The sequence below is a fragment of the Dictyobacter vulcani genome, from assembly GCF_008974265.1.
In the GTDB taxonomy this organism is placed as follows: domain Bacteria; phylum Chloroflexota; class Ktedonobacteria; order Ktedonobacterales; family Ktedonobacteraceae; genus Dictyobacter; species Dictyobacter vulcani.
Genome location: NZ_BKZW01000001.1, coordinates 259,100 through 284,125 on the forward strand (window position 1 = coordinate 259,100; position 25,026 = coordinate 284,125).

The window sequence follows — 25,026 nt, forward strand, 5'->3', positions numbered from 1 at the left end:
TATCACGAAGCCTGATCGTCACAGTTTGTACAGCATCAAAGCATTATCATGTAAAATAAGACGTGCAAACAACTCGGCCTGCTCGTAATCTAGTTCCTCAGCAGTCAGCATCTCTTGCAAAACCTGACCAATGATAGCACGCCCCCGGGTCGCGCCAGCCCAATACATTTCAGGAACATGAATACCATCAGAACTATACATAAGTTTACTGGCCGGTGCAATACTCAGGGCCTGGCGGGTAAAAGTCGCCATCTCTAGCTTGTCTAGCATTGGTATCATATAAGACAAATCAAAATAGACGTGCGGATAAATCGCTGCCAGATAGGCTCCAAGTTGAGTGTATGGATAACTCTCATGTAACAGGATAATCGGCATACTATGATAATCGCTCACTTCCAGCACAGCGCGTAAATGCAATGGATTCCCCAGGCGCATATCGGTATCACTATCCCCATAACCAGTATGAAACTGAATCGGCATCTGTTGACGAGCGGCCTGGCGAAAGGCTCGATGTAAAAGGTAATCAATCAAAGGCTTCTGCACCAGACGAAGCGTTCCTTGTCGCTGCACAATCACGCGCGCCTCATCAAACGCATGTACTGCATCATCCTTACTCCATTCACGAATCTCAAGCCCACAACGATACGCCACAATGCTTTTCAGGGCACAGTATCCCTGCGCTTTAAGATCAATCAGGGATTGCTCAAAAAGCGTGACAACGGTATCAAAATCCGCATTATCTATTACCAGACGCTCCATTAAGGTTTCCAGCCGCAACATATAAGCAGTGCGGCAGCCGGCAAACTGCTGAATAGCCCGGGGTGAAAAGCAGTATTCGGGCAAAGGATGGCCCACATCCAAAATAAGGGTATCAATACCAGCAGCCTTGACCAGATACGCCAGCAACTGCTCAGCAGTCATACTATTATGCACACTGACTATCTCTTCTTCCCTGGCGGAGCAAGCATAGAGCGTAGCAAGCTGACGTAAGAGCCAGGTATAATACACAGTATGCTGAATGTGCTTCTGAGCAAAATCGGCGTGCGTCGCTTCAGTAAAATAGCTGCGAAAAGCAAGCACATCCATTTTTTGCTGCATCAATATCGGATGACAGTGATTATCAATGATGGCAATATCGCTTAAATCCAGCATAATGCATCTCCTCTGGATAGATATAGGAAGTGCTCATCTGAGAACTTCAACTAACTTCTCATTCATCCCCAAAAAAAACGCTGGCTGATACCTTGAATCCTTTCGTTTTTCACCCAGATATCAAATACACCTGTAGGCTGAACTGAGATACGACGGACATGGGTTTCACGCATGCCTGTGCTATAATTGTATTAATCATTATATGCTCTCTTATTAATCATCACAGGAACTGCTTATGCTTGTTGCATATGGTCCTGATCAACGGCCCATCATTGCAGAGGAAACGCCAATCGGGCAATTACAACAGTGGTCACGTGAGCGCCAGTTACACTGCCCTAACTGTCGTGGTATTGTTCATGTACGTGGTGGAGCAGAAAAAAGGACTCAACTCCATTTTGCGCATCAAAAAGGTGAATGCGCCTGGAGTACGGAAGCTGAGTCTGTGCGCCATGTCCAGGGAAAGTTAGTACTGGCCCAATGGTTGCGTCAACAATATCCGCTGGCTACAGTCACCCTTGAAAAACGCTTACCGGAACCGAATAGAATTGCCGATGTGTTTTTAGTCCATAAGGATGGACGGCAGTGGGCCATCGAGTTTCAATGTGCCCCTCTGAACATTCAAGAATGGAAGATGCGACACAACGCATATAGAAAAGCAGGCATTGTCGATACCTGGATCATTGGCAACAATCGGCGCGAAAAACAGGAAGCGTTCATTGAAGCCCTGCTGGCTACAGCCCATGAACTACTCTTCTTAGATCCATTAGCCCAATCTCCATATATCTGGCTACGCTGGCCTGTTAGTCGGCAACAAGCACTGGCATGGCAAACATCCACCACTAATCAATCTACACTTACTCTCGATGGTTGGGTTGGACGTACTGGCTATGGTATGACAATCGCTGCTGCATTAGCTGAGATTACGCTCAATCGACAGGCTCGTTTAATCCATCCCACACGCAGTTCCATGGAACTGCGCAACAGGCTACAGCAAACGATGAGTGAAGATCACACAATACAAGAACAGAACCTTTTTGACTATATGAATTCCATTGCCACCAGGGATACCCAACGAACCTTTCTACTCCCTCTTCTCCATGCCTATCAATTAGATCCAGAGTTGTTGGTACGTTATAACTATGGCCGTGGATTAGCGGGACAGTTGGTACTACCTGCCGACTTGCTCAGGATTGAAAAAGCACAAAAATGGATACGTGACCTGCTAGATCATGGTTATACGCTGGAAAAACTACGATCGCTGGTGAAAGAGTTACCATTTATTGGCCCCTACGCTTCCTTCGCTCGCTATGCTGAGACATTGCTGATTCTTTCTGCTCAGAAGTAGCGTGAGCAGAATTTTTCCCTTAAAATCCTTTGCCCGCAGCACATTTCAGGGGGTCCTTTATACTGTACCTGACTGAAACTAAAAACTTGTGTTACGCGTAATCTATTCAGTGAGACGTATAAAATTAACAATACTGTCGTATTAACACGACTGTGTGCATAGGAAAGGATGTCACTATGAATAATTTTGTAAAAGGTATTCTTCTTGGAGTTGGTGTTGGTTTACTCGTTGCCCCAATGAAAGGCGATGAGATGCGCCGCCTGGTTAATGAGCGCTTCGGTGAGCTCCGCGGTTATATTCCAGAGAATGAGCAGCTTGACGTTTATAAGAGCCAGATCTCTGACCGTGTTAACCAGACCGCTGGTACACTAAAGGATTATGCTCAGCAGGCAGCAACAACAGTAAAAAGTTCAGCAAACAACCTGAGCAACATCGCTCAGAACGCCGGTACGACTGTGAAGAGCGGCACCCAGGATGTAGCTGATACCACAAAAGATGCTGTCAATTCAACTAAGAATAACTCAACGTTCTAGTTTATCTAGCAGATAACTAACGACGACGTTCCTATGAATTTGAGCATACAACTTCACTTTCAAAACAATGTCTCCTTGCACAAATGAATAAGGCAAGGAGACATTGTTTTTATACTATGTAAAAACAATCGTGAACGGACACTCTGTCGCGATACATCAATATTTATAAAAATGCTGCACTGCCTCTTCTTCAGGAGATTTATCCCGGAAAAAGCTTGCTTCTTCCCTCTTCACTGCAATATAGGAAGTGGCGAGCAATGGTCCCAGCGCCTCTAAGAGTACTTGATCTTGTTCCAGGGCATCCAGAGCTTCATCAAGGGATGTCGGTAAACGCCGAAGCCCTCTACGTTCGCGCTCTTCATCGCTATAATTTCCTGGATCAATATCATAAGCCTGACCCGGCTCGATTTTATGTACAATACCATCCAGACCAGCAGCAATCAATGCTCCAATCGCAAGATAAGGATTTCCACTATGATCAGCAGCTTTTAATTCCAGATTGCTTGAATCTTCTTCACGCCCCCTGAATAAGGATGGGATACGAATGGCACCTTCACGATTATCAAAACCGTAGGCATCATAAGCCGAACTCCAAAAATGTGGCAGGAGACGACGATAGGAATTAGGGCTGCCACAGGTAAGGGCGACCAGTGCATGCAGGTGGCGCATGACCCCACCGATAAAATAAAGACCTGTCTGACTCAGACTTCCAGGTTGGTGGGAGTCATAGAAAAGATTCTTTTGTGGATGGGCATGCTGCTCAGTCCCCCACAAACTAATATGGATATGGGCCCCATTACCACCTTGATCCAGGAATGGCTTGGGCGCAAATGACGCGTAGAGCTTAAACAGGCGTGCGACTCCTCGCACGGTCTCACGTACCCGAATAACTTGATCAGCGGCCTGTAACGCCCCGGCATGACTTAACGAAAGTTCCTGCTGTGATGGTCCCAGTTCGGTATGAAATAATTCAAGTAATAATCCCTGCGCCTCCAGGGCGGTTAATATACTATCGATAACTGTCGCCTGCTCATCCAGACCAATGCTACTATAGCAGGCACTATAATCAGCAGGAACATATTGTCCTTCTACATCCCGGGCCAGATAAAATTCATGCTCAACGCCGATCTCAGCACGCATATGGTGCCTGGAAAGACGCGCGATCATGCGTTTTAGAAAACTACGTGGACACGCTTCCCATGGTTCACCATCCAGACGCACCATATCACATAGTAAACTCGCAGTATGCGGCACATAAGGAAGAACAACAAACGTCTCTGGATCAGGAAGTAAGCGAAACTCTCCGACCGGTCCCATCCCCTCGACAGAAGCAAGCGTTTCAACACCTGTAAACGCTTGCATAGCCAGTGTCTGACCAATGCCCTCACGCATTCGGCTGGCAAGCTTGTGGGTGTGCGTGGCCTTCCCGCGAATAATACCTCCATTATCACAATACAAGAAACGTACGAGGCGTAGCTTGGCCGCCTGAGTCTGCTGGATCACATCTCGCGTATCCATAATAAATTTTACTCCTACTTTAGTACTTTTCGCATGAGAAGTGTAATACATATATTCTACAGGAGTATAACAGACTGAATGCATCAGAACAATAAAAACTCATTGCAAAGGTGGCAATTCAGCAGACATACATATAGAAGCCTGGAAGGCACTGAACTGTAAGGCCAGCCTGTTGATTGAACAGGCTGGCCTTTTCACTCCACCTGACACGCTAGCCAGGCATAGCAGTTAACTGTATATCTTATCCTTAGAAGCTACCTGACGCGCCTTAAAGGTCACAGGACAATGTTTAGGTCCAAGAATAAAAGCACTATGGATAGTTTCAACAGGTTGATCACGCTTGCGACGGATCTGCTGGAAACGTTCTAATAAGATACCAAGAGCAATTTTTGCTTCCAGCCGGGCCAGTGGAGCGCCCAGGCAGAAGTGGATACCATGGCCAAATGCAAGATGGCGATTAGGAGTTCGAGTAATATCAAACACCTCAGGCTGGGGAAAGGCGCAAGGGTCAAAATTAGCGCTGGAAATCCAACCAATCACCATTTGTCCAGTTGGGATTGTCTGGCCGTGGAGCTCAACTTCACGTGTAGCATAACGACCCACCAGAAGAGCTGGAGAGCGATAACGCAAAACCTCCTCAATCGCCTGTGGCAACAGCTCCGGACTTTTAGCCAGTTGGTCCATAACTTCTGGCTGCTCATCAAAACACAACAATGCGTTACCAATTAAATTGGTCGTGGTAATATTACCAGCAATCAACAACAGGGTACAGAAAGCCAGGATCTCTGCCTCGGATAAAGACTGACCCTCTATCTGAGCCGCCAATAATTCACTCACCAGATCCTGGCGCGGCTGCAGACGTCGCTCGGCAAGCACAACCCGAAAATAGTCATATAACTCATCAAGGGTGCGCCGTACGGTTATACGTACGCGCTCATTGTATTCTTCGAGGTTGCCACTACTCAAATCATCATATTCACTGAACACGATATCATCAGACCAGCGCTTGAATCTGGCTCGATCTTCTGAGGGAACCCCTAACAGTTCAGAGATAACAATCACAGGTAACGGATACGAGAGATCAGCAATAATATCCATTGATCCCTGCTCAGCAACCTGATCTAACAGGTTATGGGTAATCGCAGCAATACGAGGAGCTATACTGGCGATAGCACGTGGAGTAAACGCCTGTGAGACCAGTGAACGCAACTGCCGATGACGCGGTGGATCGGTAGTTAAAATACTCTGTCCTTTGGTAAATTCTTCTGGATGTGCAGCAAACTTTGAGCCGTCTGATGAAAAGGTCTCATGCTCAGAGGCTACCCTGAGCACATCATCGTATTCAAAAACTTCCCAGAACCTGGCTCTCTCATTGTAAGAAACAGGACCAAAATCCGTGCGTAAAGCGGTAAAACTATCGTAAGGATAGAGTAATTGGGTCAAGAAGTCGCGTGGATTTATCATAGGTACGATGCTTCTCATGGCGACAAGTGCCAGCAAGCATCCTCTCCTTTCTCTAGCCAATACACAATACAGGGATGCAGTCTACGGCTTTTATAAGATGCTGCGTACCAGCAAAACAGATACAGGAAAATTGCATCAATTATGCTCATTTATTATCTCTATACATTCATCATTTTTTACTCTTATTATAACTCCATAATATTCCAAAACATATCAAAATATTGAAAAAAGCCATAAATACATTAATGCGAATACAAATATGTCATACAATATTGCGGCTGGTTATTTGCTTCTTCGTTCTGCCTGGTATAGATTAATGGAATATAATCTTATTCAGGAGGTTTTTTTATGTCCCATGAATGGACGCGCGATGGCTATGTAATCAGTACCGACAAAAAGCGGTTGGATATTGATGTTATTCATGGTTTTCTCACTACTGCATATTGGTCTACGGGTATCCCCCGCGAGACGGTAGAGCGCGCACTTAAACACTCACTCTCTTTTGGTCTCTATCGGGGCGAACAACAAATCGGACTGGCTCGCCTGATTACCGATTATGCTACCTTCGCCTATCTATCAGATGTCTTTATTCTGGAAAATTTTCGCGGTCATGGCCTGGGGAAATGGCTCATCCAGGTGATCACTAACCATCCAGAGCTACAGGGGTTGCGTCGCTGGTTGCTATTCACAAAAGATGCCCATGGCTTATATCAACAGGCTAACTTTACGTCAGCACGCTATCCTGAGCGCTTGATGGAAAAACTAGAGACCAATATCTATACACGCTCAAACAGACAAGAGTAAGAATAATCAAGCCTCTTAGCCAGGATAGTGTTAGGTGTGGCGGCTCTCTTTATTGCTTTCGAGGAAGATGGAAACGTGCTATACTCAAGCAAAATCAAGCTGATTAAGGTCACTGAGAATAGGGATAGGGATAGGGATAAAGATTCATTGATGCAGCAGAGAGAAACACAGATAATCACACTTGATAAAGATCATTTAGAACAGCCACACGAACAAGAAACACTGGCTTATGCTGCCAGATTGTTGCGTGCAGGTGAACTGGTGGTTTTTCCGACCGAAACAGTCTATGGTCTGGGAGCCAATGCGCTCAATCCGCAGGCGGCGGAGCAGATTTTCCTGGCCAAAGAGCGGCCTTTTAGCGATCCTTTAATCGTACATATCGCCGATGAACAGGATCTAGCGAATCTGGTCGCTCATGTGCCAGAAACGGCCAGAAAACTGGCGGTTGCCTTCTGGCCAGGACCACTGACGATGATCTTGCCTGCCGGTCCACAGGTACCGGGCTTGATTACCTCTGGCCTGCCCAATGTCGCAGTGCGCATGCCCAATCATCCAATAGCACGCGCACTGATTCGGACCGCAGGCGTACCAGTGGCCGCTCCTAGCGCCAACCGCTTTATGCATGTCAGTCCCACCACCGCCCAACATGTCTATGATGATCTCAAAGGTCGCATTCCCTTGATTCTAGATGGTGGTCCCTGCACCGTAGGAGTTGAGTCAACCATCATTGATCTCTGCGCAGCTATCCCGACTATCTTGCGTCCCGGTGGTATTAGCCTGGAAGCATTGCGCCAGGTTTTACCACAGGTACAACCACCCCAAACCCATCACAAACATTCAGAAGACCTGGATACAGCCCGGATAGCCCCGGACAAATGCTCATTCACTATTCCCCTAAAGTGCCGACTTATCTATTTGAGGGCTCGGTTGAAGCAATGCGCCAGGCGATATTGGGCGAGCTTCAACAAAGGATGCAGCAGGGAGAGCAGATCGGTATCCTCCTGGCAGATGAAGATCTCAGTGCGTTCCATGAGAGCGGGGCGCTGGTATATAGCCTTGGCAACACATCCGAACAGATAGCAACACGCCTCTTTGCTGGCCTGCGAACATTGGAAGAGGCCGGGGTTGACGTTATCCTCTGCCGCAATTTCCCGGAACAAGGATTAGGCCTGGCAATACGCGATCGCTTACTGAAAGCGGCGGGCGGCAAGGTCAAAACGCTTCCCACGTAAAAAAATTCCCAGGATTGAGTATGGTTGGTCTCACTAGTGTTTTTTGAGATGGTGAATTTTGAGCGCGATCTGGAGGGCCAGGCGCAACTCTGGATCTTCAAGAGAGCGGCCAAGCAAGGCTTCAATACGGTTGAGGCGATAAAGGAGGGAGTTGCGATGAAAGTGCATGGTCCGCGCCATCTCACTGAGATTACCATTGCAACGAAAGAAACCTTCTAGTGTCTCAACATAGGTGCTGTCATTGTTGAGGAGGGGACCCAGGGTCTCGTAATAAAAATCATCAAGCTCACTATGTCCATTGAGATGGAAAAGCAAGCGATAGATACCCAGGCGGGCAAATGAATGCAGGTTGCCCTCACCAAAGAGCCTGCGGCCAATCTCAAGAGCCTGCTGCGCCTCGCGAAAGGAAAGTGGCAAACCCTGTAAGTTTCTGGCGATCCGACCAGTACCACAGGAATAGATGGGATGTCCGGTGCCTGCGCTTTTGCGCGAAGGAATACGAAAGATGACGCGTTCCAGACGAGCATACAACGAGTTTTCATGTTCGCGCTCGGTCTCAGCTTGATCCTCAAAAGCAGGTAATGGAAGGATGGCAATAACGCGCCTGGCTTCATTTTGGACCCAGCAACCAGACCACTCGCGCAGGAGCTCTTCGCGCACCCGTTTGCTCCACTGGACATAAAGACCACTGGCAGAGTAATCATGCTCCTCTGGCGAAATTTCAAAAACGACGACGGTCTGTGGCGTAGTTAGATCGTAACCAAGCAAGCGCGCACGTGCCATCATCTCTTCAGGCTGTTGATAGTGGCCCTGAATCACATCAGTAAAGGCTTCTACTTGATAGCGACTCTCAACCTCCGTGCGATCACGCTCACGAGCAAACTCAATAGCGATAATCGGGGTTGCTTGACCGAGAATAATGCGTTCGAGATAATCAAAATCACTCTCATTACCAATTAAAGAGAGATATCCAGCAATCTCATGGCGACTACCTGGAATTGGTTCTACAACACGAACCAGCCCTTGTTGGCGCAGTTGCTCATCTGTCAAAGGATTGGGAAGGATAAGAGGGGCAATATTGGCAGGAGGAACCTGAAGGCGCACATGCTGATCTGCATCTTGAATCACGACCCATTTTTCACGGTTCGTTGCCAGATGCTCACAGACACCCTGTATACCAGCTCCCTGCAAACTCAATTGCATTAATTGGCTGGCAATCTCTGTCGCTTTACGTTCGGTCTCGCCACGAAAGCTCACCACAAACGTAATTACTTCCCGCTCGATCTCTTCAAGCTGAGCATTTAAAGGAAGTAAGATCAGAGGCAAATGCATCTGATCAGCAAATTCTCTCGCATCCGCACTGAGGGCTTCCTCAGATGGTGCAGCAACCGCGACGACTGCTACACCAGCCTGATGCAAGCTTTTTAAGAGATGGGGGAGAGTTTCATCCAGGCGTCGTAACTGAGATAATGTCAGTAACGCGAGCTCGCCACCTTGCACACTTTCAAATGCAGGTAAGCGCGAACGCATCCGACATGCCCAGGTAACACGACGCTCCAGACCTCTCCCACCAGCTACTAATTGTGCATCACGTGAGGCGAGCAGAGTTAAAATGTTTCGGACTGAAGCCGAAGATTGTGATTGCGAAGGGGATAAACTGCTCATAACTCACTAGCAAAACTAAGCATGCATAACTTAACGGCGGGTTGCTGCTGGAGCGGCCGCTGTCTTCTGTGCACGCTGTTTATCTTTTAGCTTTTTTGCTTTCAGTAAATGCTTATGCCAGGCAACTTTTTTAGCTTTATTCATGTATTATACAACCTTTCCTCTAGAAATGTTACTCTTCAATATCAGTACCGCCCTCGAATTCAAACTCGTTCATATCCTCGGAATCATCACCACCATCATAATACTCATCATCCGTCCCCATATCATCGTCGTCCTCACGGTCATGACGCAAGATGGAGTCTTTTGTATAAGCACGAACGGTATCGCCACTTCCCTGAGATGGGAAGCTCACGGTGCCGAACAGATTAGGATGTTGATACTCTTCTTTAATGATAATACGAACAAGGTGAATGTCCAGGGTCAGAATACCTGCACCATAGCGGTTGCCTTCTTTGATGTAGCCGATCAAGCGAGCCGCCAGGCGAGGCTCGATCTGCCCGATCGTTTCCTGGGCGGAATTGCGCACCAGTAAACGATGACCATCAACAACCAGATTAACTCGATCACCAACTCCAATACGCGAAAGTACAGGAGCAGGACCAAGGTTTATCAGTTCAGTAATACCAGTCTTGCCGGTCTCCTCGATGAAAAGTCGAGGATCAATACGCTCGACACCAACAGTTCCTGATGGCGCGGCATCCTGCAACGCCTGCAGGCGATCCAGGTTCTTTATGGCAATCGTATTAGCTGGACTATATTTCAGGGTCTGCGAGTAGGCCTGTCGGGCCTCTGAATACTGGCCTAACTCACTATATGCCTTACCCAGACGATTATACGCCTCTGGCTCCTGGGAAAAGATGTTCAGAATATTTTTATTCGTGGTGACCGCTTCTCCCCATTGACCCTCTTGAGCCTGTTTAATCGCCAGGTCTGTCCACTGCTTCTTCAGCCGCAACTTTTCTTCAGCTGACAATGCTTGCGTCATCAAAGCCTCCTCCAACTTCCTTGGGATATGGTGTATCTTCTTATTTGCTTAGTATAGCGTAACTTATAGCGCAACAGCGTCGCCCTGTAAAGACCAGGCAGTAGCCCGCTCAATACGCACCTGCACAAAGTCGCCAGGTTGAAAGACACGGCCCTCGGGCTCAAAGCAGAAGACAAGCTTGTTGGCGCGATTGCGCCCTTTCAACTGTTTTCGACCATGAGTCGTGTTTGTATCCTCAACCATCATCTCCTCTACCTTCCCCACGTAAGACTGATTCAGCTCAAAGGCAATTTTGCCCTGAACCTCTTCCACTGCGTGCAGACGGCGCTTCTTCTCTGCCAGAGGAACATCGTCCTCCCAGCGAGACGCTACTGTTCCGGGGCGAACCGAGTAAGCAGCGACATGAACGACATCAAAACGAACCTTTTCCAACAGATCCAACGTATGCTGGAACTCTTCTTCAGTCTCACCGCAGAAGCCTACAATAACATCAGTCGACAGAGTAATATTCGGCCACAATTCACGCACCCGATCAATACGCTCAAGGTATTCGTCCAGCGAATATCCACGTTTCATACGCTTAAGCATATTCTCATCACCGGACTGGACCGGAATATTCAGGTGCTCACACACCTTGGGCAAGTGCGCCATCCGCTCAATCATACTATCAGTCATATGACGTGGATAGGAAGTCATGAAACGAATACGCTCCAATCCATCAATGTCGCTTAGATTGGTCATGAGATCTGCCAGATCGGGTTTATCTGGCAAGTCCAGACCATAGGCCTCAACTGTCTGTCCCAGAAGTGTCAATTCTTTGGCACCCATGGTCACAAGTGACCGGGCTTCTATCATCAACTCATCCATTGGACGGCTACGCTCACGTCCACGGCGATATGGCACAATACAATAGGTACAGACCTTATTACAGCCTAGCACAATTGGCAACCAGGCAGTCGGACTGGCCTTTGCTGGCTCGATCTTTGTTGGATAATGGGCCACACGCTCCCCTGGCTTGGGAGTAATCGCCATCGGGAGCACCGTACGCTTACCAGCGCGCTCGGTAGAGGTTGCAAACGTGGGCACAATAGGCGAGACAGAAATCTCATCAACGGTATCATCAAGAGTATCGGGCATAAACTCAATATCGAGACAGCCCGCCCCAGAGATAGGCGTCCAACGCTCTTCCAAAAAACGCGGCAAGATATCAGCATGCTCAACTTTCATAAAGAGATCAACATGCGGATACCGTTTGCCCAGTGCATCGATTGTTTTCTGATTACCAATCATACATCCCATCAAGGCAACCAGAAGATCGCTGCGCTCATTCTTGGACCGTCGCAGTTGAGCAAGCAAATTATGGGCCTTCTCCTCAGGTGCCTGACGCACACTACAGGTATTGAGCACCACCAGGTTTGCCTGCTCCATACTCGTCTCTTCCCAACCTAATTCATCAAGCATAGTCTGAATGCGCTGAGAGTCAGCCTGATTCATTTGACAGCCAACTGTCCAAATATGATACTTTCCATGTGGAATACTAATCGTGGTCATTTCAGAGCCTCTCTTCGAGCATCAATAGCTTGTGTAGTAGCATATGGGATATCTTTTACCTACTCGTCCTTATTCTAAGATGGACGGTATTATACACCATGCAGCGTTGCCTGTCATCCTTCTTATTCGCTGAATTTAGCCAGATTCTCACAAGCCTCTCATAACAAGAGGTTTTTCGTCCCTGCAAGAATCTGTTATAGCTTCAAAAAAATGGGCACGCGCCTTATTATAATGAACGCCGACGATCTTCGACACGCGCACTGGCAGTTTTAGATTCACCACCTGAGGCACGAGGCAGACTATCCTGCGCCACCAGTTCAATTTTAGGGGTATTACCAGTAATCGATTTCACGGCAGCCGCCATATTCGACTGAAGCAATTTTACCCGTTCAGCATCGTCGAGTAACGTCAGATCCTTAACTTCAACCTTTAAGGCAAAGGTATCCAGATCATTTTTGCGATCAACGATGATACGGAAATTCGAGGCAGTCTCTGGAAATTGGATGAGTGCCGCTTCAACCTGACTTGGGAAAACGATTAAACCACGAATGGAGACAGCATCATCACTACGTCCCTTAATACCAGATATTTTGGGATGGGTACGACCACAGGCACAACGCTCCTCCCACCATAAACGGGAAAGATCGCGACTGCGGTAGCGAATCATAGCGGTTCCATCACCAGTCAACCAAGTCCAGACAAGCTCGCCATCCTGACCATCTTCCACTGGCTCGCCCGTCTCGGGATTAATGCACTCAACCAGGAAACTATCCGCCCAGGCATGCATGCCATCGCGAGACTCACACTCACAGGTCATACCAGGTCCCAGGAACTCAGTCATGCCAAACTCATCATAGGCCGTAATCCCAAGCAGATTCTCGATCTTTAACCGCGTCTCCCATGGCCACGGCTCAGCGCCGAAGAGCCCAATCTTTAACGATGTACTCTTGAAGTCCAATCCTTGCTCAGCCGCTTTATTGCCAATATAGAGGCCGACGGATGGAGTCATGCAGACAGCCTTGACACCAAAATCCTTGATAAAATCAAACATGCGCTCATACTGACGAGCATCCGACCCCATGGGAATCGACATCACATCCATGGCCATCGCGCCATAGTGGAAGCCAAAACCACCAGTAGGCAGGCCATAGCCATAGCAATTCATCATGACATCGCCGGGACGTAAACCAACCATCCACAGTTCACGTGCATTTAAGTCGGCCCAGTTTTCAATATCTTTTCTGGTCGCAAAGACCGGCACGCTCTTACCTGTCGTACCACTGGTAGCGTGGAGTTGCAAGGCACCACCCTCACCACCAGTTGGACGCATAGCAGTCCCCAGAGGATAAGCAGCTCGTACCGTCTTCTTCTCCAGGAAAGGCAACTTGCGAATATCAGCTAACGACTGAATATCAGAAGGTTTGACACCAGCCTCATCGTAAAGCTTGCGATAAAATTGATTATGTGTATAGGCACGTTCAACAACAGCCTGTAGACGTTCCAATTGTAAAGCCTGTAATTTTTGCTTTGGAAGCGTCTCCATCTCCTCGTTGAAGAACTGGCGATGACTTACCACAAATATCCTCCAAATCCACTCACATCCCACCCTGTATAGATAGGATACATATAACATGCGGGATATGATAGTATCAACATAGAAATATCTCGGCGTCCACATCCAGAAGATAAAGACGTCACTTTGCTCTCTAAATCAGGTATAATGCAAAAGCATGTGCTTCGACCCATTCTACCATGGTCGCTCTGACACGTCTATCACAACTGGATAAGGCAGTACCTGGGAGCGAAATTATAATGCAGGAGTATTTTTAGCGATGACTGATAAAATCCGTGCCGTCATCTGGGATCTTGATGGCGTCATTATTGATAGCGCCGAGGAACATAAGCGCTCCTGGTATCGCCTGGCAGAAAGGGAAGGGCTTCCTTTTAGCGACCAACAATTTCATGATACTTTTGGCATGCGCAACGACACCATTATTCCTATACTCTGGGGAGAGATGCCCGTACAACGCATCCAGGAACTTGCCGACCTGAAGGAAACCTATTTCCGCGAATTTGTACGCGATACCGCCGCTCCCCTACCGGGTGCCATCGAACTGCTCACCGCACTACGCAATGCTGGCTATAAGCAAGCCCTGGCATCTTCCACCCCGATAAAAAACATCGAAGTCATCAGTGAAGTCCTGGGCTTAGAAAAATACCTCAACGCCTTTATCTCAGGTGAAACCGTCCCCCACGGTAAGCCTGCGCCTGACGTCTTCCTCAAAGCCGCCGCCGAACTGGGCGTTGAGCCCGCTGAGAGTCTGGTTATAGAAGACGCCGTAGCCGGCGTCCAGGCTGCTCATCGCGGTGGAATGTATTGCATTTCAGTCGCCGGCAAACGTAACTTACCAGGACTCAAGGCCGCTGAGCTTATGGTCAAAGACCTCACCCAGGTCAACCTGGAAACCATCCGTACCCTCGCTTGACAGGCGGCTTGAAGCGTGGCATGATAGGAAAATCATGGAGGTGTAGGGGCCCCGGTGGGTCTCACCGTCTTCAAAACGGCTGGGGGTCGCTCGGCGCGGTCCCCGGTGAGTTCGACTCTCATACACCTCTGCCTTTTGAGCGAATAATGTACTTTTGCATCTATTGCCGCCTCGATTTTGCGAGTAAGAAAGAGGCCCTATCAATAGGTGTCTATATAAATCAATGGTTGTACAGGGGCGTTGCTACATAATTGCTACATAGATAAAACCGCTCAACGTGGTCTTTGTAGATTCAATCGTCAGACGCTTCTGCTTCTATGAGTGAGATATGTGTGTATTTGACAGCTCTCGCATTCACTTGTTAGTGACAAATAATGAGTGATTGGCATAGATCATCAATGACTATCAGCGGGCATTGTTGCACATCTACTGTTATAAGATTGACAGGGAGACTGCACCGATGCCCGCTTCATTGTTTTTCTGTTAGCTTCTTAGCTAACGAGATATACAACTTTCTGAAATTTGGCATAGTAACAACATTTTGTCTCTGGTCTTTTAGCGAATGAGAGCACTCTTTCAAAACGCTTGAAAATGTATGTAGCATATACCAAAGCTACCTTCTAACACGCCAGAAACGAAGAAAAGCCATTGTTTCGCTCGCATCTTACATGGAAGCTTTAAACACTATGGTCAAGATTAATAATAATATTTGCTTTTGTCACATCAAGAGAGCCATGTCGTGAATGCGTAATATGGATTGCTTATTGTCAATGACGAGTGTATATTGCTCAACTTTCGGTTTCCCTAGTTCTCTCCAAATCTGATAAGATTGTATGACATTATCCCAGAGCGAAGGATGCTTCTCATCCTTCGTATGGAGCATTGCTTGCCAAGGAGTGAAATCATGAGCAGGAATACGCGTGAGAAATCTATGTAGCTACGTTCGTCAGGTGCGATTAAGAGAACATGCGCCTTTTCTGGAGCAATGAGCTGTTGAAGTTTAATGTGACGCTGGTGCCATTGAAGAAACCAACGAAATGAATGTGAACCAAGCAAGTCATGGATCATACTGATAGAGTCATCATCGAGTTGAATTTCTTGCATTGGCACAATCTTTGGAAAACGAGAGTACTGAATATGAGGAAGCAAATCACTTTGCATGGGCATGAAATTGAGCATGATTGGCAGAAATAGTCCATTAACCATCTCGTGATGTATTTTATCAAGTATCAAAAAAGCACGTGCCAGTGGGCCAGCGAGATCACAGACGAGACGTCCCCCCGCATGCAACTGATCGACCCAAGCCATTGGAATAAGCGGAGTACTGGCAGTGACAATAATACGATCATATGGAGCGTATTCTGGATATCCTTTGACTCCATCCGCAATATAGGTTCTTATCGCATCGAGATGAAAGTGTTGGATGATCTGGTGTACTTGTTCAACATAAGCTGGTTCTCGATCAATAGTTGTACATCCTGCGGCAAGGTATGCGATCAACGCGGCATTGTAGCCAGTTCCAGTTCCAATTTCTAAAACTGTATGGTTGCTTTGGATATCCAGTGCCTCCAACATCTGTACCATGACTGATGGCATACTACTGGAGCTATCGGGCATACCATAGGAATTGAGATGAGTTATTAAGGGTTGGTCCTGATACACCTGTGATGAGTAATCAGGGTGTGTGGTATCAAAGGTGATCCATAGTGTTGAAGTAGAAAGCGATTGCGCATTGGTATGAAAAAACACAGGGACAAAGGCTTCGCGAGGTATCATAAGCAAAGCAGATTCTATGGATGGCGAATGCAGAATATCCTGTTCTTTTAAATATGTCACTAGATGTTTTCGGAACGGAACAGAATCTTTGTAGGTCTCAGCGAGAAGAGTAAACATCATACGTGATATGCCTCCAGATCTGTCAAAAATTTGGAATTGCCCCAGAAAAATGGAAACGTCAAAGGTGAAAGTTACGTCATCACTGAAAGAGTAACCTGTTCAAACGTACACGGACTGACATACTGTCACGTGTAATGCAGGCGAACCTGATTGGAGAAACATTCCAAGTATTCGAAGATGGCTGAACGGGCTTGCTGGCGGCTATGGAACCGTTATCTGCTGGCCAAAACCGGATGAGCCGACTTCGCCGATTTGCATCGGCTCAACCCGGATAGCGAACTAATCCAGGAGTTGAAAACGCTCACTCGCGATCAGAATACTTTGATTCAGATGCAAACCCGACTGGTCAATCAACTGAATGCCTCAAAGCCTACTACCCGGTGGCTCTGGACCTCTTCGGCAAACTTCAACAACCCTCGACCATCCATTTCTTACGTACCTATCCAACTCCCCAGCAGGCCACGTCGGACTCGGTCGAACAACTGGCTGCAACGCTCAAGCAAACATGCTATCTAGGTGCCAGTCAGGCAGCGCAGCAAATGGTCCTTCGCCTCCACCAGCCCCATCTGAGTGCCAATGAGGTCACCACGCGGACGAAATCGCGGCTGATGTTGGCTCTCTTGGCTCAACTAGAACCTCTGATACAACAGATTGTCAACTATGACAAGGAAATCAAGCATCTTTTTTTGATGCACGCCGACAGTGAGTTGTTCCAGGCTTTGCCGGGAGCTGGAAAGCGTCTCGCTCCTCGTCTGTTGGCCCAAATCGGTGACGCGAGAACGCGCTACACGACCTCGGCAAGCCTGCAATCGCTCGCTGGAACATCGCCAGTCCTCTTCCAGAACGGGACGTACAGCAAAGCCTACCGGCGACTTGGGGTGTATCAAACCCTTGCGCTTTTACAAAGGGGTGTTTTTTACAATGTATGCTCCTCGATTTCAAAGTTGAGATCTTTGATCATGCGCCAAGTTTCCTCATATTCTTGACCTGGCTCAGTAAGATAGCCTGATACGAATACAGAATTGGCAGCATATAAAGACATAGGTTGCAATGAACGTATATTTTCCTCCCTTCCTGCGGATACTCTTATTTCCTGCTTAGGATTTAGTAAACGCGCAAGACAAAGGATGCGTAGACAATCATAAGGACGTAGATATTGGTGATGAGAGAATGGAGTGTCAACGATTACGCACTCATCCCATGTTTAATGGCGTAAAAGGTGCCCTCCTGCGGAAGCAACAAGGGAAATGTCGTTGGTGTGGATTGCTCCTACAGGATACGGATGTGATTGAAATCGATCACATCACGCCAAGAGAGCAAGGTGGAGGAGAAGAACTTGGGAACAAATGTCTTCTTCACCGACATTGCCATGATGACAGGCACGCTGAGCGTGCCAAAGGTATCTCTGACAACGACCATATCATTGAGGAGCCGGATGAAGGGAAACCTTCATGTCCAGTTTTGGAGCCGAACAGAGGAGGCAACTACTTTGCTTAGGTTAACAATCGAAAACGACGTCATTCGTCTTTAGGATATCTCAGTCCAGCTCATTACGAAAAACGCATAATCGAATCAGATAACGATTTTTCTTGACAGAGGTATACCTTTTATCGTAAAATAGAAATACGCAGTACGTTACGTATTACGTATAGTGATGATGTTTTCATCATTTTCCCAGCATTTTTCCTCACCCGACATTTCTGTTCGGGTTCCCTCCAAAAACGGGGCAACTCCACTATCTCATTTCTGTACAAGGACGGGAACATCATTCCATTTCAGAGTTACAATGAAATTATCAATTTTTGATGATTATACTTGCATAAAGGTGTTTCGAAGAGTAATATACTATATAGGCCAATGTATTCTATTTCATGAGCCAGAAAATCGAAGAAAGTCGGTAAATGAAGACTTTTTATGGGATTTTTCTTCAGTCAAGGTAAATTTCTCCTATCAAAAGACGTAGCATATCAAAGATATTAACAGGTAAAACAAATTAATACTAAATACGCTTAATACACAGATTGAAACTTCTTTGCAAATAGTGAGGTGATGATGCTAAACCGTGCACAAAATTTTCAGAGAATGGTTCCTGTTGGTAGTCACGTCAAAATCTTTTTAAAAAGTGGTCACATACTTGCAGGTAAACTATTACAGATTGCAATTGACCATATCATCCTCGAAAATGTGACGGGCGGTAATATTGCTGCATATTTCGATGCTATAGATGTATGGGAAACATTAAATGATAGCAAAAACATTGTTAACGTCGAGGACCCTGGATCTTCAACTTACGATCTACAACAAAACTTATCCATACAAAAGCCAGAACAGAAATTAACTCTGCTACCGAAACAAGAACAGACACTCGACAGTGGACAACTTGAATCTAAGAAAATGCCTGTCCATGAACAGATAATGGAGGCATCTTCCATACCCACCACGCAAGATGCCTTCGGCTTCAAACAAGAAAATCTAGAATATGATCAGCGGGTTCCGGAAATCGACAAAATTGAACCAGGGGAACAAGAGCAGACTGACATACACAATCGTGCTGTCACTGAACAGATTCTTTCGAGCCATCTAACGCAGGTGGACAAAGCTAAGGAGGAAATCTGGCAACAACTACGAGAACTCGAAGAGGGCATTCGGGAAAAAATACAAAAGGTTAACCTGGAAATTAAACCTCCTAACTTCATATTGCCTCAGGAAATATCAGCTACACATAAAGGATACACACTCTGGAACAGGATCCGAGACCGCTATAACTATGCAAACCAACTGAACGAATTAGGTCCATATAGTGAAAAAATACACTTATTGATTGAAGATGCACGAGATTTAAAAAAAATCCACCCGTCCTCCCTGGGTGTCAAACGGCACCTTGCTTACTTCTATTGGTTAGCAGAAAAACCACGCCAGGCACTTAAAACGTACCGTGAAGCGGCGATGGCTGTCCAGGAAGTTGAAGACTTTTATAATGTTTCTGTGCTTTCATATAAAGTCGGCGATATAGTTTCAGCGTATACTATGCTCGAAGAACTGTTTCATATTTCTTCCATTTATGATAATTCTGAACTCTGGTACATTTTCATACTTCTACTACAAAAATCTCACAATTATCAGCCATTGCTTAAGCTCTGGGAAAGAGCTGACTTGGAAACAAAAGAACGAGTATTAATCCTTCAAACACTTATATATCTCTTACTCACCAATAAAAAACTACATGAAGCTTACGAATTTTATAATTTAATGCTCAATGGTACGCCGACACAAGCTGCGATTAAAGAAGTTTTTGATCAAATTATGGATGATCGAGAAGATGCATTTTACCAGAAGGAAAATAGCCAAATAGAAGAGCATAAACAAGAAAAAAATGAAATCAAACCAGTAAAGATAACGCAGCCTGAGATAGAACCGAAGGGCTGGGTTCACTTCTATAAAGAGGATAAAGGGTATGGTTTTGTACGTACGCCCAAACATGCGAGTCTGTCAAGTACTTTGTGTATGTCATTTCATTTAGTGAGGAAATCTCTCCCCAAATTCAATCGCAAAACAATTTAATGCAGGTATCCAATTACGGATCGGCATGGTCCACTTCTTGGCAATGTTGTGCATAGCTAGATAGACCACTTTGTAGACGGCCTCATCTGAGGGAAAAATGCGGTGATTGCGCGTGACTTTGCGTAACGACATGTTCACTGACTCGATCGCATTGGTGGTGTAGATCACCTTGCGAATGTCCTCGGGAAAGGCAAACAGCGGGACGACATGACTCCAGTTGGTTCTCCACATTTTGCTGATGCTTGCGTACTGCCGATCCCATTTCTCGGCAAAGAGATCCAGGTAGACCTGCGCTTCACTTTCCGTGGCAGCTGAGTAGATCAATTTCAAGTCTGCCGCGACCTCCTTGCGATGTTTGTAGGACACATATTTGAGTGAATTACGCACCATATGAACCATGCAGAGCTGGACTCGTGCGTGAGGATAGAGTGTTTCAATCGCTTCGGGTAAGCCGGTCAAACCATCGACACAGGCGATGAAAATGTCTTTAAGTCCCCGGTTCTGCAGTTCGGTGAAGACTGACAACCAGAATTTGGCTCCTTCATTGTGACCCAGCCACATTCCCAGTAACTCTTTTTGTCCGTGCATATCCACGCCCAAAGCCAGGTAGAGGGCTCGATTGATGATCCGCTGATTTTCGCGCACTTTGACGACCAGGCAATCCACATAGATAATGGGATAGAGGGTCTCTAAGGGTCGATGCTGCCATTGACGAACCTCGTCCAGGACGGCTTCCGTCACATTGGAAATGAACGTGGGTGAGACCTCAACCCCATAGAGTTCCTGGATCTGCGCTTGAATGTCGCGTGTGGTCATGCCACGAGCATACAAGGCCAGGATCTTCTCGTCAAAGCCTTCCAGTCGTGTTTCGTGCTTGGGGATCAAGAGTGGTTCGAAGCTGGCATGCCGATCGCGGGGGACGACGATATCAATCTCTCCCTGTGAGCCCTTGAGCGTCTTGCGGCTGCTGCCATTGCGGACATTGCCAGTCGTTTCATCACGTTTCCCATGTTTGGGATAGCCCAGGTGCACGTCCATCTCCGCTTGCAAACACCGTTCCACGAGGGCGCCTGTCAGCTGCTTGAGGAAACCGCCTTCGGCCAACAATTGGGTAGGATCGGTACATTCTTTGAGTAATTCGTCAATCAATTCAGGTCGAATGCTCATATGCTTGCCTCCGTCTTCCATCTTCTTCTTCATCATTCACTCCTTATTGTAGGATCACTTACACAAAGTATTGTACACCCTCAAACATGCTGACTACTTTTTACGTCGCCAAATCATTACTGATACCAATTTGTTAGACAAACTTACAGATTGGCAAGGGCCAGACAAGACTCCGATTCCGGTTATGTTTGAAAGTAAACCAAAAGGGGCGTCTGGAAAAGCACCGGAAATCACACTTGTTTATCTCCATCGCCCCATTGATCAACTCGTTACATTTGCTCATTCCTGCGCACAAATAGGCGATCTCTCGCTGGCCATTGCGATTATAAAACAGGTGATTATCTACAATCCTGATTATACAGGTGCAAAAGCTGCCTTGGATGAATGGTCCGCTCTCGAAATGGAGAGCAGCATAAAAGGAAGGATGAGCTTTTTTAGACGAGCAAAACGAGCAAATTCTTCTGAAGAGGCGCTGCGTTTCTATTTTCTGGCTATCAAACACCACGATTATTTTGATAGTGCAGTCAAAGATGCCGCTCAACTCTTAGCAAAAATGGATCGTGGCCGGGAAGCCATTGAGGTATTGCTCGCTAACCGTGAGCGTATCAAAGATCAACAACGTCTTAATAATCTTCTAACAAACATCTATATGAAAATTGGAGATTATGACAAAGCATTAGAATTGCTCTTCAAAAAGGCTGAAGAGAAACGTAGTATTGAGACGTTAAGAGGGATCGCAACTTGTTATATACGCAAAGAAAACTATGCTAAGGGCGAAACTACGCTAAAAGAAATCCTGGAACAGGTATTAGACCAACAACCCTACCAGAAACAATTGGCAGTTTGTCTGCTTCAACAACAAAAATATACAGAAGCGGAACAGGTCCTACAGAACTTGCTCAACGCTACACCAGATGATAGTAAGGCTAAGGCTCTATTAGAGCGTACCAAAGAGGCTAGAATTAATGGGCTATCGGCACTACTCCATGAACAGCTTCTGGAAAATATTGATGACACCGACATGTCTAGCCAGATAAGCAATTTTGCACGCTTTTTTCTGGATCGTTGCGATTTCAAGGGTGTATCTCCCACTAAAATCCAGGAACGAAACTTTGATAATTCCGATCTCAAACGGCTGGAAGGTTTCGCAGATCAGTTGGGCACTAAGGCACCTAATGAGCGTGCAGAGTTTTACCTCTCGGCAGCAAGCATCCTTTTTCTTACTAGAGATCTGAACGATGATAATCAATTCTACAGATTTTTGTACCGCAGTTTTGCCTCATTCGGCGACGCAGCCTTCAGCGATGCCACATTTGAGAAGAAACATATCGATACTGTACGCGCTTGGTATAGTGAGGCATTAAATATCTATAACATCGATCAAGGAAACGATATTGGAAAAGACGATCGGGATGATAAAGATGCGATAAGAATACTAGTACGCTCTATCTACTTATCATCAGGTATGCAGTCTGTCCCAAATCAATCTAGTACATCTATTGAAAAGGCACTTGAAGAGATACTAAATCATGATAACTCACAAAAAGTTCTGGATAACATTGCTTATCTCATCTTACGAAGCCGCCTTAAAAAGAACCACATACTTAAATATTTCTACGAAGAGGTGTCGTTGCGCCAAATAGTCACAACTTATATGTCCTATCGCCTCGGGAAATCAAGCAATGAAATCAGTACATATGAGACGTTTGTGAAACATTGGGATATGATTCTGAAACAGTTTCATAAAAATGAAGAAACGGTTTCTACTAATGTGCGTCTCATAGGGAATCTGGAATTTAGCCTATCATGGATCGAACAGGCTCTGTCCAGGCTCAAAAGTACTAAAGAACACCTCATCCTAAAATTAGAACAACAACGGATCGATCGCATACAAAATATTCTGGATGGTGCATTAAGCTTTTGCAAGGAGATTGGCTTTGAACCAAAGGTACACTTTTGTAACCAGATTGATATGCACTGTCAGGATCTACTTGACGATATTCTCCGTGACCCAACAAAATTATCTGTAGAACTATTTTATCCTGTTGTGATACAACTGCAACAAAAAACGCAAATAAAGTTGAAAGAGATACATGATACATCCACACCTCAGATCTTTCTCACACTGCCACTAGACTCTTATCCTGATATGGGTAAAAAAATTACGATACAAATTGCCATTGAAAATGCACTGCGTTGTAGTCCCGCCGAATCAGTTGAACTCATCGTCGTAGAGGAAGAAAAATCACCATTTACAGTCCTGGGAAAGACCAGTTTAGGAAGTTCGCTCAGCAGCGGAGATAGAAAGATTGTAATGATCCCAATCCAAATTACAGCACGTAAACGCTTACAAGCTTTCTCTCTGCCCATTTTTGCTCAATACGTTACACGAACAAAAGAAATCAAAAAGACTCCAATTGAACGCTTTTCTATCCGTCTGTATTCTGAACAAGATTTTGAGCCTATTCATAATCCTTATCGCCGTTTTGTCAGTAGTGGAGTTGTTGACGACCAGAACATGTTTTATGGTCGTTCTGAACTGATAGAGAAGGTTGCCAATAGCATTCGCGAGGCCGGAAAGCGGAGTAAATCCATCATTATTTATGGACAAAAACGTGCTGGCAAATCCTCCATTCTCTACCATCTGAAAAAACAGCTATCCCAAGAGAAAGGGCTCCTCATCCTAGAACCAAGTTTGGGGAGTATTATTGATGAGCATGTACCATTTGACTATCAATTCCTCTGGGACATATTAACCCAACTCAAGTGGGCTCTACGGGTGGGAGTTGACAAAGGTTATTCAGATCTGAAGATCACATTTGTAAATGCACAAGAATTCTATAGTCATCCCAGCCCCAAGATAATTTTCAATGACACGTTTCGCATGTTTCGTTATGCGGCTGACCGAGATCCCGTCTGGCGCGATATCCATATCGTACTTATGATTGATGAATTTCAATATATTTATGATCAAATTGTACGTGATAGGCTTTCCGTTGATTTCATGAAAATGTGGAAATCATTGCTCAGTGCCAACTTTTTTAGCGCAGTCCTTGTAGGTCAGGATGTAATGACTAAGTTCAAGCAGGATTTCCCAAATGAGTTTGGCACAACAGAAGATGAACGCGTCACATATCTCAAACGTGTTGATGCCGAAAAACTTATAGATGAGCCAATCCATATCGGAGGCAAAGATGGTGAGAGCCGCTATAAAGAACAAGCAATTAAACGTATACTGGAACTCACTGCTGGTAGCCCTTTTTACATTCAAATTGTATGTAGCCGGCTAGTAGAATATATGAATCGTGAGCGGATCAAATATGTCACAGAAGCACATGTTGATCAAATCAAGAGCGATCTCATTTATGGTGAAGATGCATTAGGAATAGATAAGTTTGACAATCTGATTAACTCGGGTGATACTTCCAAAAACGCCATTTCATCTGATGACGCCCTTAATGTCATGAAAGCTATTGCTATAAATAGCCAGACAAAGCCATGCAACAAAAACCTCATTACTTGTTCAACTCACACTAATCTAGAAAACATTCTGGATGATCTAGAGAAACGTGATGTGATCAAAAAAACTGCAAAAGAAAATTATACGTTACGAGTAGGATTATTCAAAGAATGGCTAATTATCCATCAGTAAGAGGACTAGTAT

At 45.9% G+C, this 25,026-nt stretch carries 19 protein-coding genes, 1 tRNA gene and 2 pseudogenes; 11 read left to right on the forward strand and 11 right to left on the reverse strand.

Translation table 11 applies throughout. The annotated features are described in order from the left end of the window. Positions 1-18: 18 nt before the first annotated feature. Positions 19-1,152 carry an amidohydrolase family protein gene (locus tag KDW_RS01075; protein ID WP_151754255.1) on the reverse strand — a complete coding sequence of 378 codons (1,134 nt, stop codon included), beginning with the start codon at positions 1,150-1,152 and terminating at the stop codon, positions 19-21. A gap of 235 nt (positions 1,153-1,387) precedes the next feature. Here KDW_RS01075 and KDW_RS01080 point away from each other — a divergent pair, with 235 nt between their 5' ends. Together KDW_RS01080 and KDW_RS01085 are read left to right on the forward strand one after the other, a co-directional pair. Continuing rightward, positions 1,388-2,497, forward strand: coding sequence for a competence protein CoiA (locus KDW_RS01080; RefSeq protein ID WP_151754256.1), 1,110 nt, complete (start codon positions 1,388-1,390; stop codon positions 2,495-2,497). 176 nt (positions 2,498-2,673) lie between these two features. Beyond that, entirely contained in the window at positions 2,674-3,030 is a 357-nt protein-coding gene (locus tag KDW_RS01085; protein ID WP_151754257.1) for a YtxH domain-containing protein, read from the forward strand. A 156-nt stretch (positions 3,031-3,186) separates the two neighbouring features. Here the strand turns inward: KDW_RS01085 and KDW_RS01090 are convergent, their stop codons facing one another. Together KDW_RS01090 and KDW_RS01095 are read right to left on the reverse strand one after the other, a co-directional pair. Next, complete coding sequence (locus KDW_RS01090; RefSeq protein ID WP_151754258.1) at positions 3,187-4,548, reverse strand: glutamine synthetase family protein; 1,362 nt, start codon at positions 4,546-4,548, stop codon at positions 3,187-3,189. Positions 4,549-4,776: 228 nt separating this feature from the next. After that, positions 4,777-6,048 (reverse strand): cytochrome P450, encoded by a 1,272-nt coding sequence (locus KDW_RS01095; RefSeq protein ID WP_198925150.1) that lies wholly within the window; start codon positions 6,046-6,048, stop codon positions 4,777-4,779. 312 nt (positions 6,049-6,360) lie between these two features. Between KDW_RS01095 and KDW_RS01100 the strand changes: the two genes are divergently transcribed. The 3 genes and pseudogenes from KDW_RS01100 to KDW_RS35685 all read left to right on the forward strand — a co-directional run bounded on the left by KDW_RS01100 (position 6,361) and on the right by KDW_RS35685 (position 8,048). After that, a complete protein-coding gene (locus KDW_RS01100) occupies positions 6,361-6,816 on the forward strand; it encodes a GNAT family N-acetyltransferase (protein WP_151754259.1) in 456 nt (151 codons plus the stop codon). A 150-nt stretch (positions 6,817-6,966) separates the two neighbouring features. Then, positions 6,967-7,557, forward strand: a pseudogene (locus tag KDW_RS35680) (L-threonylcarbamoyladenylate synthase); the annotation flags it as partial. Positions 7,558-7,691: 134 nt separating this feature from the next. Next, positions 7,692-8,048: a Sua5 family C-terminal domain-containing protein gene (locus tag KDW_RS35685; RefSeq protein ID WP_371876230.1), complete on the forward strand. Its 357-nt coding sequence runs from the start codon at positions 7,692-7,694 to the stop codon at positions 8,046-8,048. Positions 8,049-8,081: 33 nt separating this feature from the next. On the opposite strand, the gene KDW_RS01110 is transcribed toward KDW_RS35685, so the two are convergent. The 4 genes from KDW_RS01110 to KDW_RS01125 form a co-directional block, all read right to left on the reverse strand. After that, positions 8,082-9,713: a helix-turn-helix domain-containing protein gene (locus KDW_RS01110; RefSeq protein ID WP_151754260.1), complete on the reverse strand. Its 1,632-nt coding sequence runs from the start codon at positions 9,711-9,713 to the stop codon at positions 8,082-8,084. 172 nt (positions 9,714-9,885) lie between these two features. Continuing rightward, entirely contained in the window at positions 9,886-10,701 is an 816-nt protein-coding gene (locus tag KDW_RS01115; protein ID WP_151754261.1) for a tetratricopeptide repeat protein, read from the reverse strand. Positions 10,702-10,764: 63 nt separating this feature from the next. After that, a complete protein-coding gene (locus KDW_RS01120) occupies positions 10,765-12,252 on the reverse strand; it encodes a MiaB/RimO family radical SAM methylthiotransferase (RefSeq protein ID WP_151754262.1) in 1,488 nt (495 codons plus the stop codon). Positions 12,253-12,478: 226 nt separating this feature from the next. Then, positions 12,479-13,828 carry a phenylacetate--CoA ligase family protein gene (locus KDW_RS01125; protein ID WP_162004851.1) on the reverse strand — a complete coding sequence of 450 codons (1,350 nt, stop codon included), beginning with the start codon at positions 13,826-13,828 and terminating at the stop codon, positions 12,479-12,481. A gap of 256 nt (positions 13,829-14,084) precedes the next feature. Between KDW_RS01125 and KDW_RS01130 the strand changes: the two genes are divergently transcribed. Together KDW_RS01130 and KDW_RS01135 are read left to right on the forward strand one after the other, a co-directional pair. Then, entirely contained in the window at positions 14,085-14,738 is a 654-nt protein-coding gene (locus tag KDW_RS01130; protein WP_151754264.1) for an HAD family hydrolase, read from the forward strand. A gap of 36 nt (positions 14,739-14,774) precedes the next feature. Further along, positions 14,775-14,869: transfer RNA gene (locus KDW_RS01135), tRNA-Sec, on the forward strand. A gap of 673 nt (positions 14,870-15,542) precedes the next feature. Here KDW_RS01135 and KDW_RS01140 read toward each other — a convergent pair. Further along, positions 15,543-16,634: a protein-L-isoaspartate O-methyltransferase family protein gene (locus KDW_RS01140; RefSeq protein ID WP_151754265.1), complete on the reverse strand. Its 1,092-nt coding sequence runs from the start codon at positions 16,632-16,634 to the stop codon at positions 15,543-15,545. 125 nt (positions 16,635-16,759) lie between these two features. Then, a pseudogene (locus KDW_RS35690) lies at positions 16,760-16,834 on the reverse strand (hypothetical protein); the annotation flags it as partial. Positions 16,835-17,014: 180 nt separating this feature from the next. Between KDW_RS35690 and KDW_RS01150 the strand changes: the two are divergent. Then, the gene (locus tag KDW_RS01150; RefSeq protein ID WP_151754266.1) at positions 17,015-17,620 is read left to right on the forward strand and encodes a transposase; all 606 of its coding nucleotides are present in this window, start codon (positions 17,015-17,017) and stop codon (positions 17,618-17,620) included. Here the strand turns inward: KDW_RS01150 and KDW_RS35695 are convergent. Beyond that, complete coding sequence (locus KDW_RS35695; RefSeq protein ID WP_151757267.1) at positions 17,551-17,820, reverse strand: biotin synthase BioB; 270 nt, start codon at positions 17,818-17,820, stop codon at positions 17,551-17,553. The genes KDW_RS01150 and KDW_RS35695 overlap by 70 nt on opposite strands. Positions 17,821-17,834: 14 nt before the next feature. On the opposite strand from KDW_RS35695, the gene KDW_RS01160 reads away from it, so the two are divergent. Both KDW_RS01160 and KDW_RS01165 read left to right on the forward strand, forming a co-directional pair. After that, positions 17,835-18,131, forward strand: a complete 297-nt coding sequence (locus KDW_RS01160; RefSeq protein ID WP_269822462.1) for an HNH endonuclease — start codon at positions 17,835-17,837, stop codon at positions 18,129-18,131. Between the two features lie 552 nt (positions 18,132-18,683). Then, positions 18,684-20,195 carry a tetratricopeptide repeat protein gene (locus KDW_RS01165; protein ID WP_151754268.1) on the forward strand — a complete coding sequence of 504 codons (1,512 nt, stop codon included), beginning with the start codon at positions 18,684-18,686 and terminating at the stop codon, positions 20,193-20,195. On the opposite strand, the gene KDW_RS01170 is transcribed toward KDW_RS01165, so the two are convergent. Beyond that, the gene (locus KDW_RS01170; protein WP_162005352.1) at positions 20,151-21,362 is read right to left on the reverse strand and encodes an IS256 family transposase; all 1,212 of its coding nucleotides are present in this window, start codon (positions 21,360-21,362) and stop codon (positions 20,151-20,153) included. The two genes, KDW_RS01165 and KDW_RS01170, sit on opposite strands and share 45 nt — an antisense overlap. 184 nt (positions 21,363-21,546) lie before the next feature. On the opposite strand from KDW_RS01170, the gene KDW_RS01175 reads away from it, so the two are divergent. Further along, complete coding sequence (locus KDW_RS01175; RefSeq protein WP_162004852.1) at positions 21,547-25,014, forward strand: DNA-binding protein; 3,468 nt, start codon at positions 21,547-21,549, stop codon at positions 25,012-25,014. Positions 25,015-25,026 lie beyond the last annotated feature (12 nt).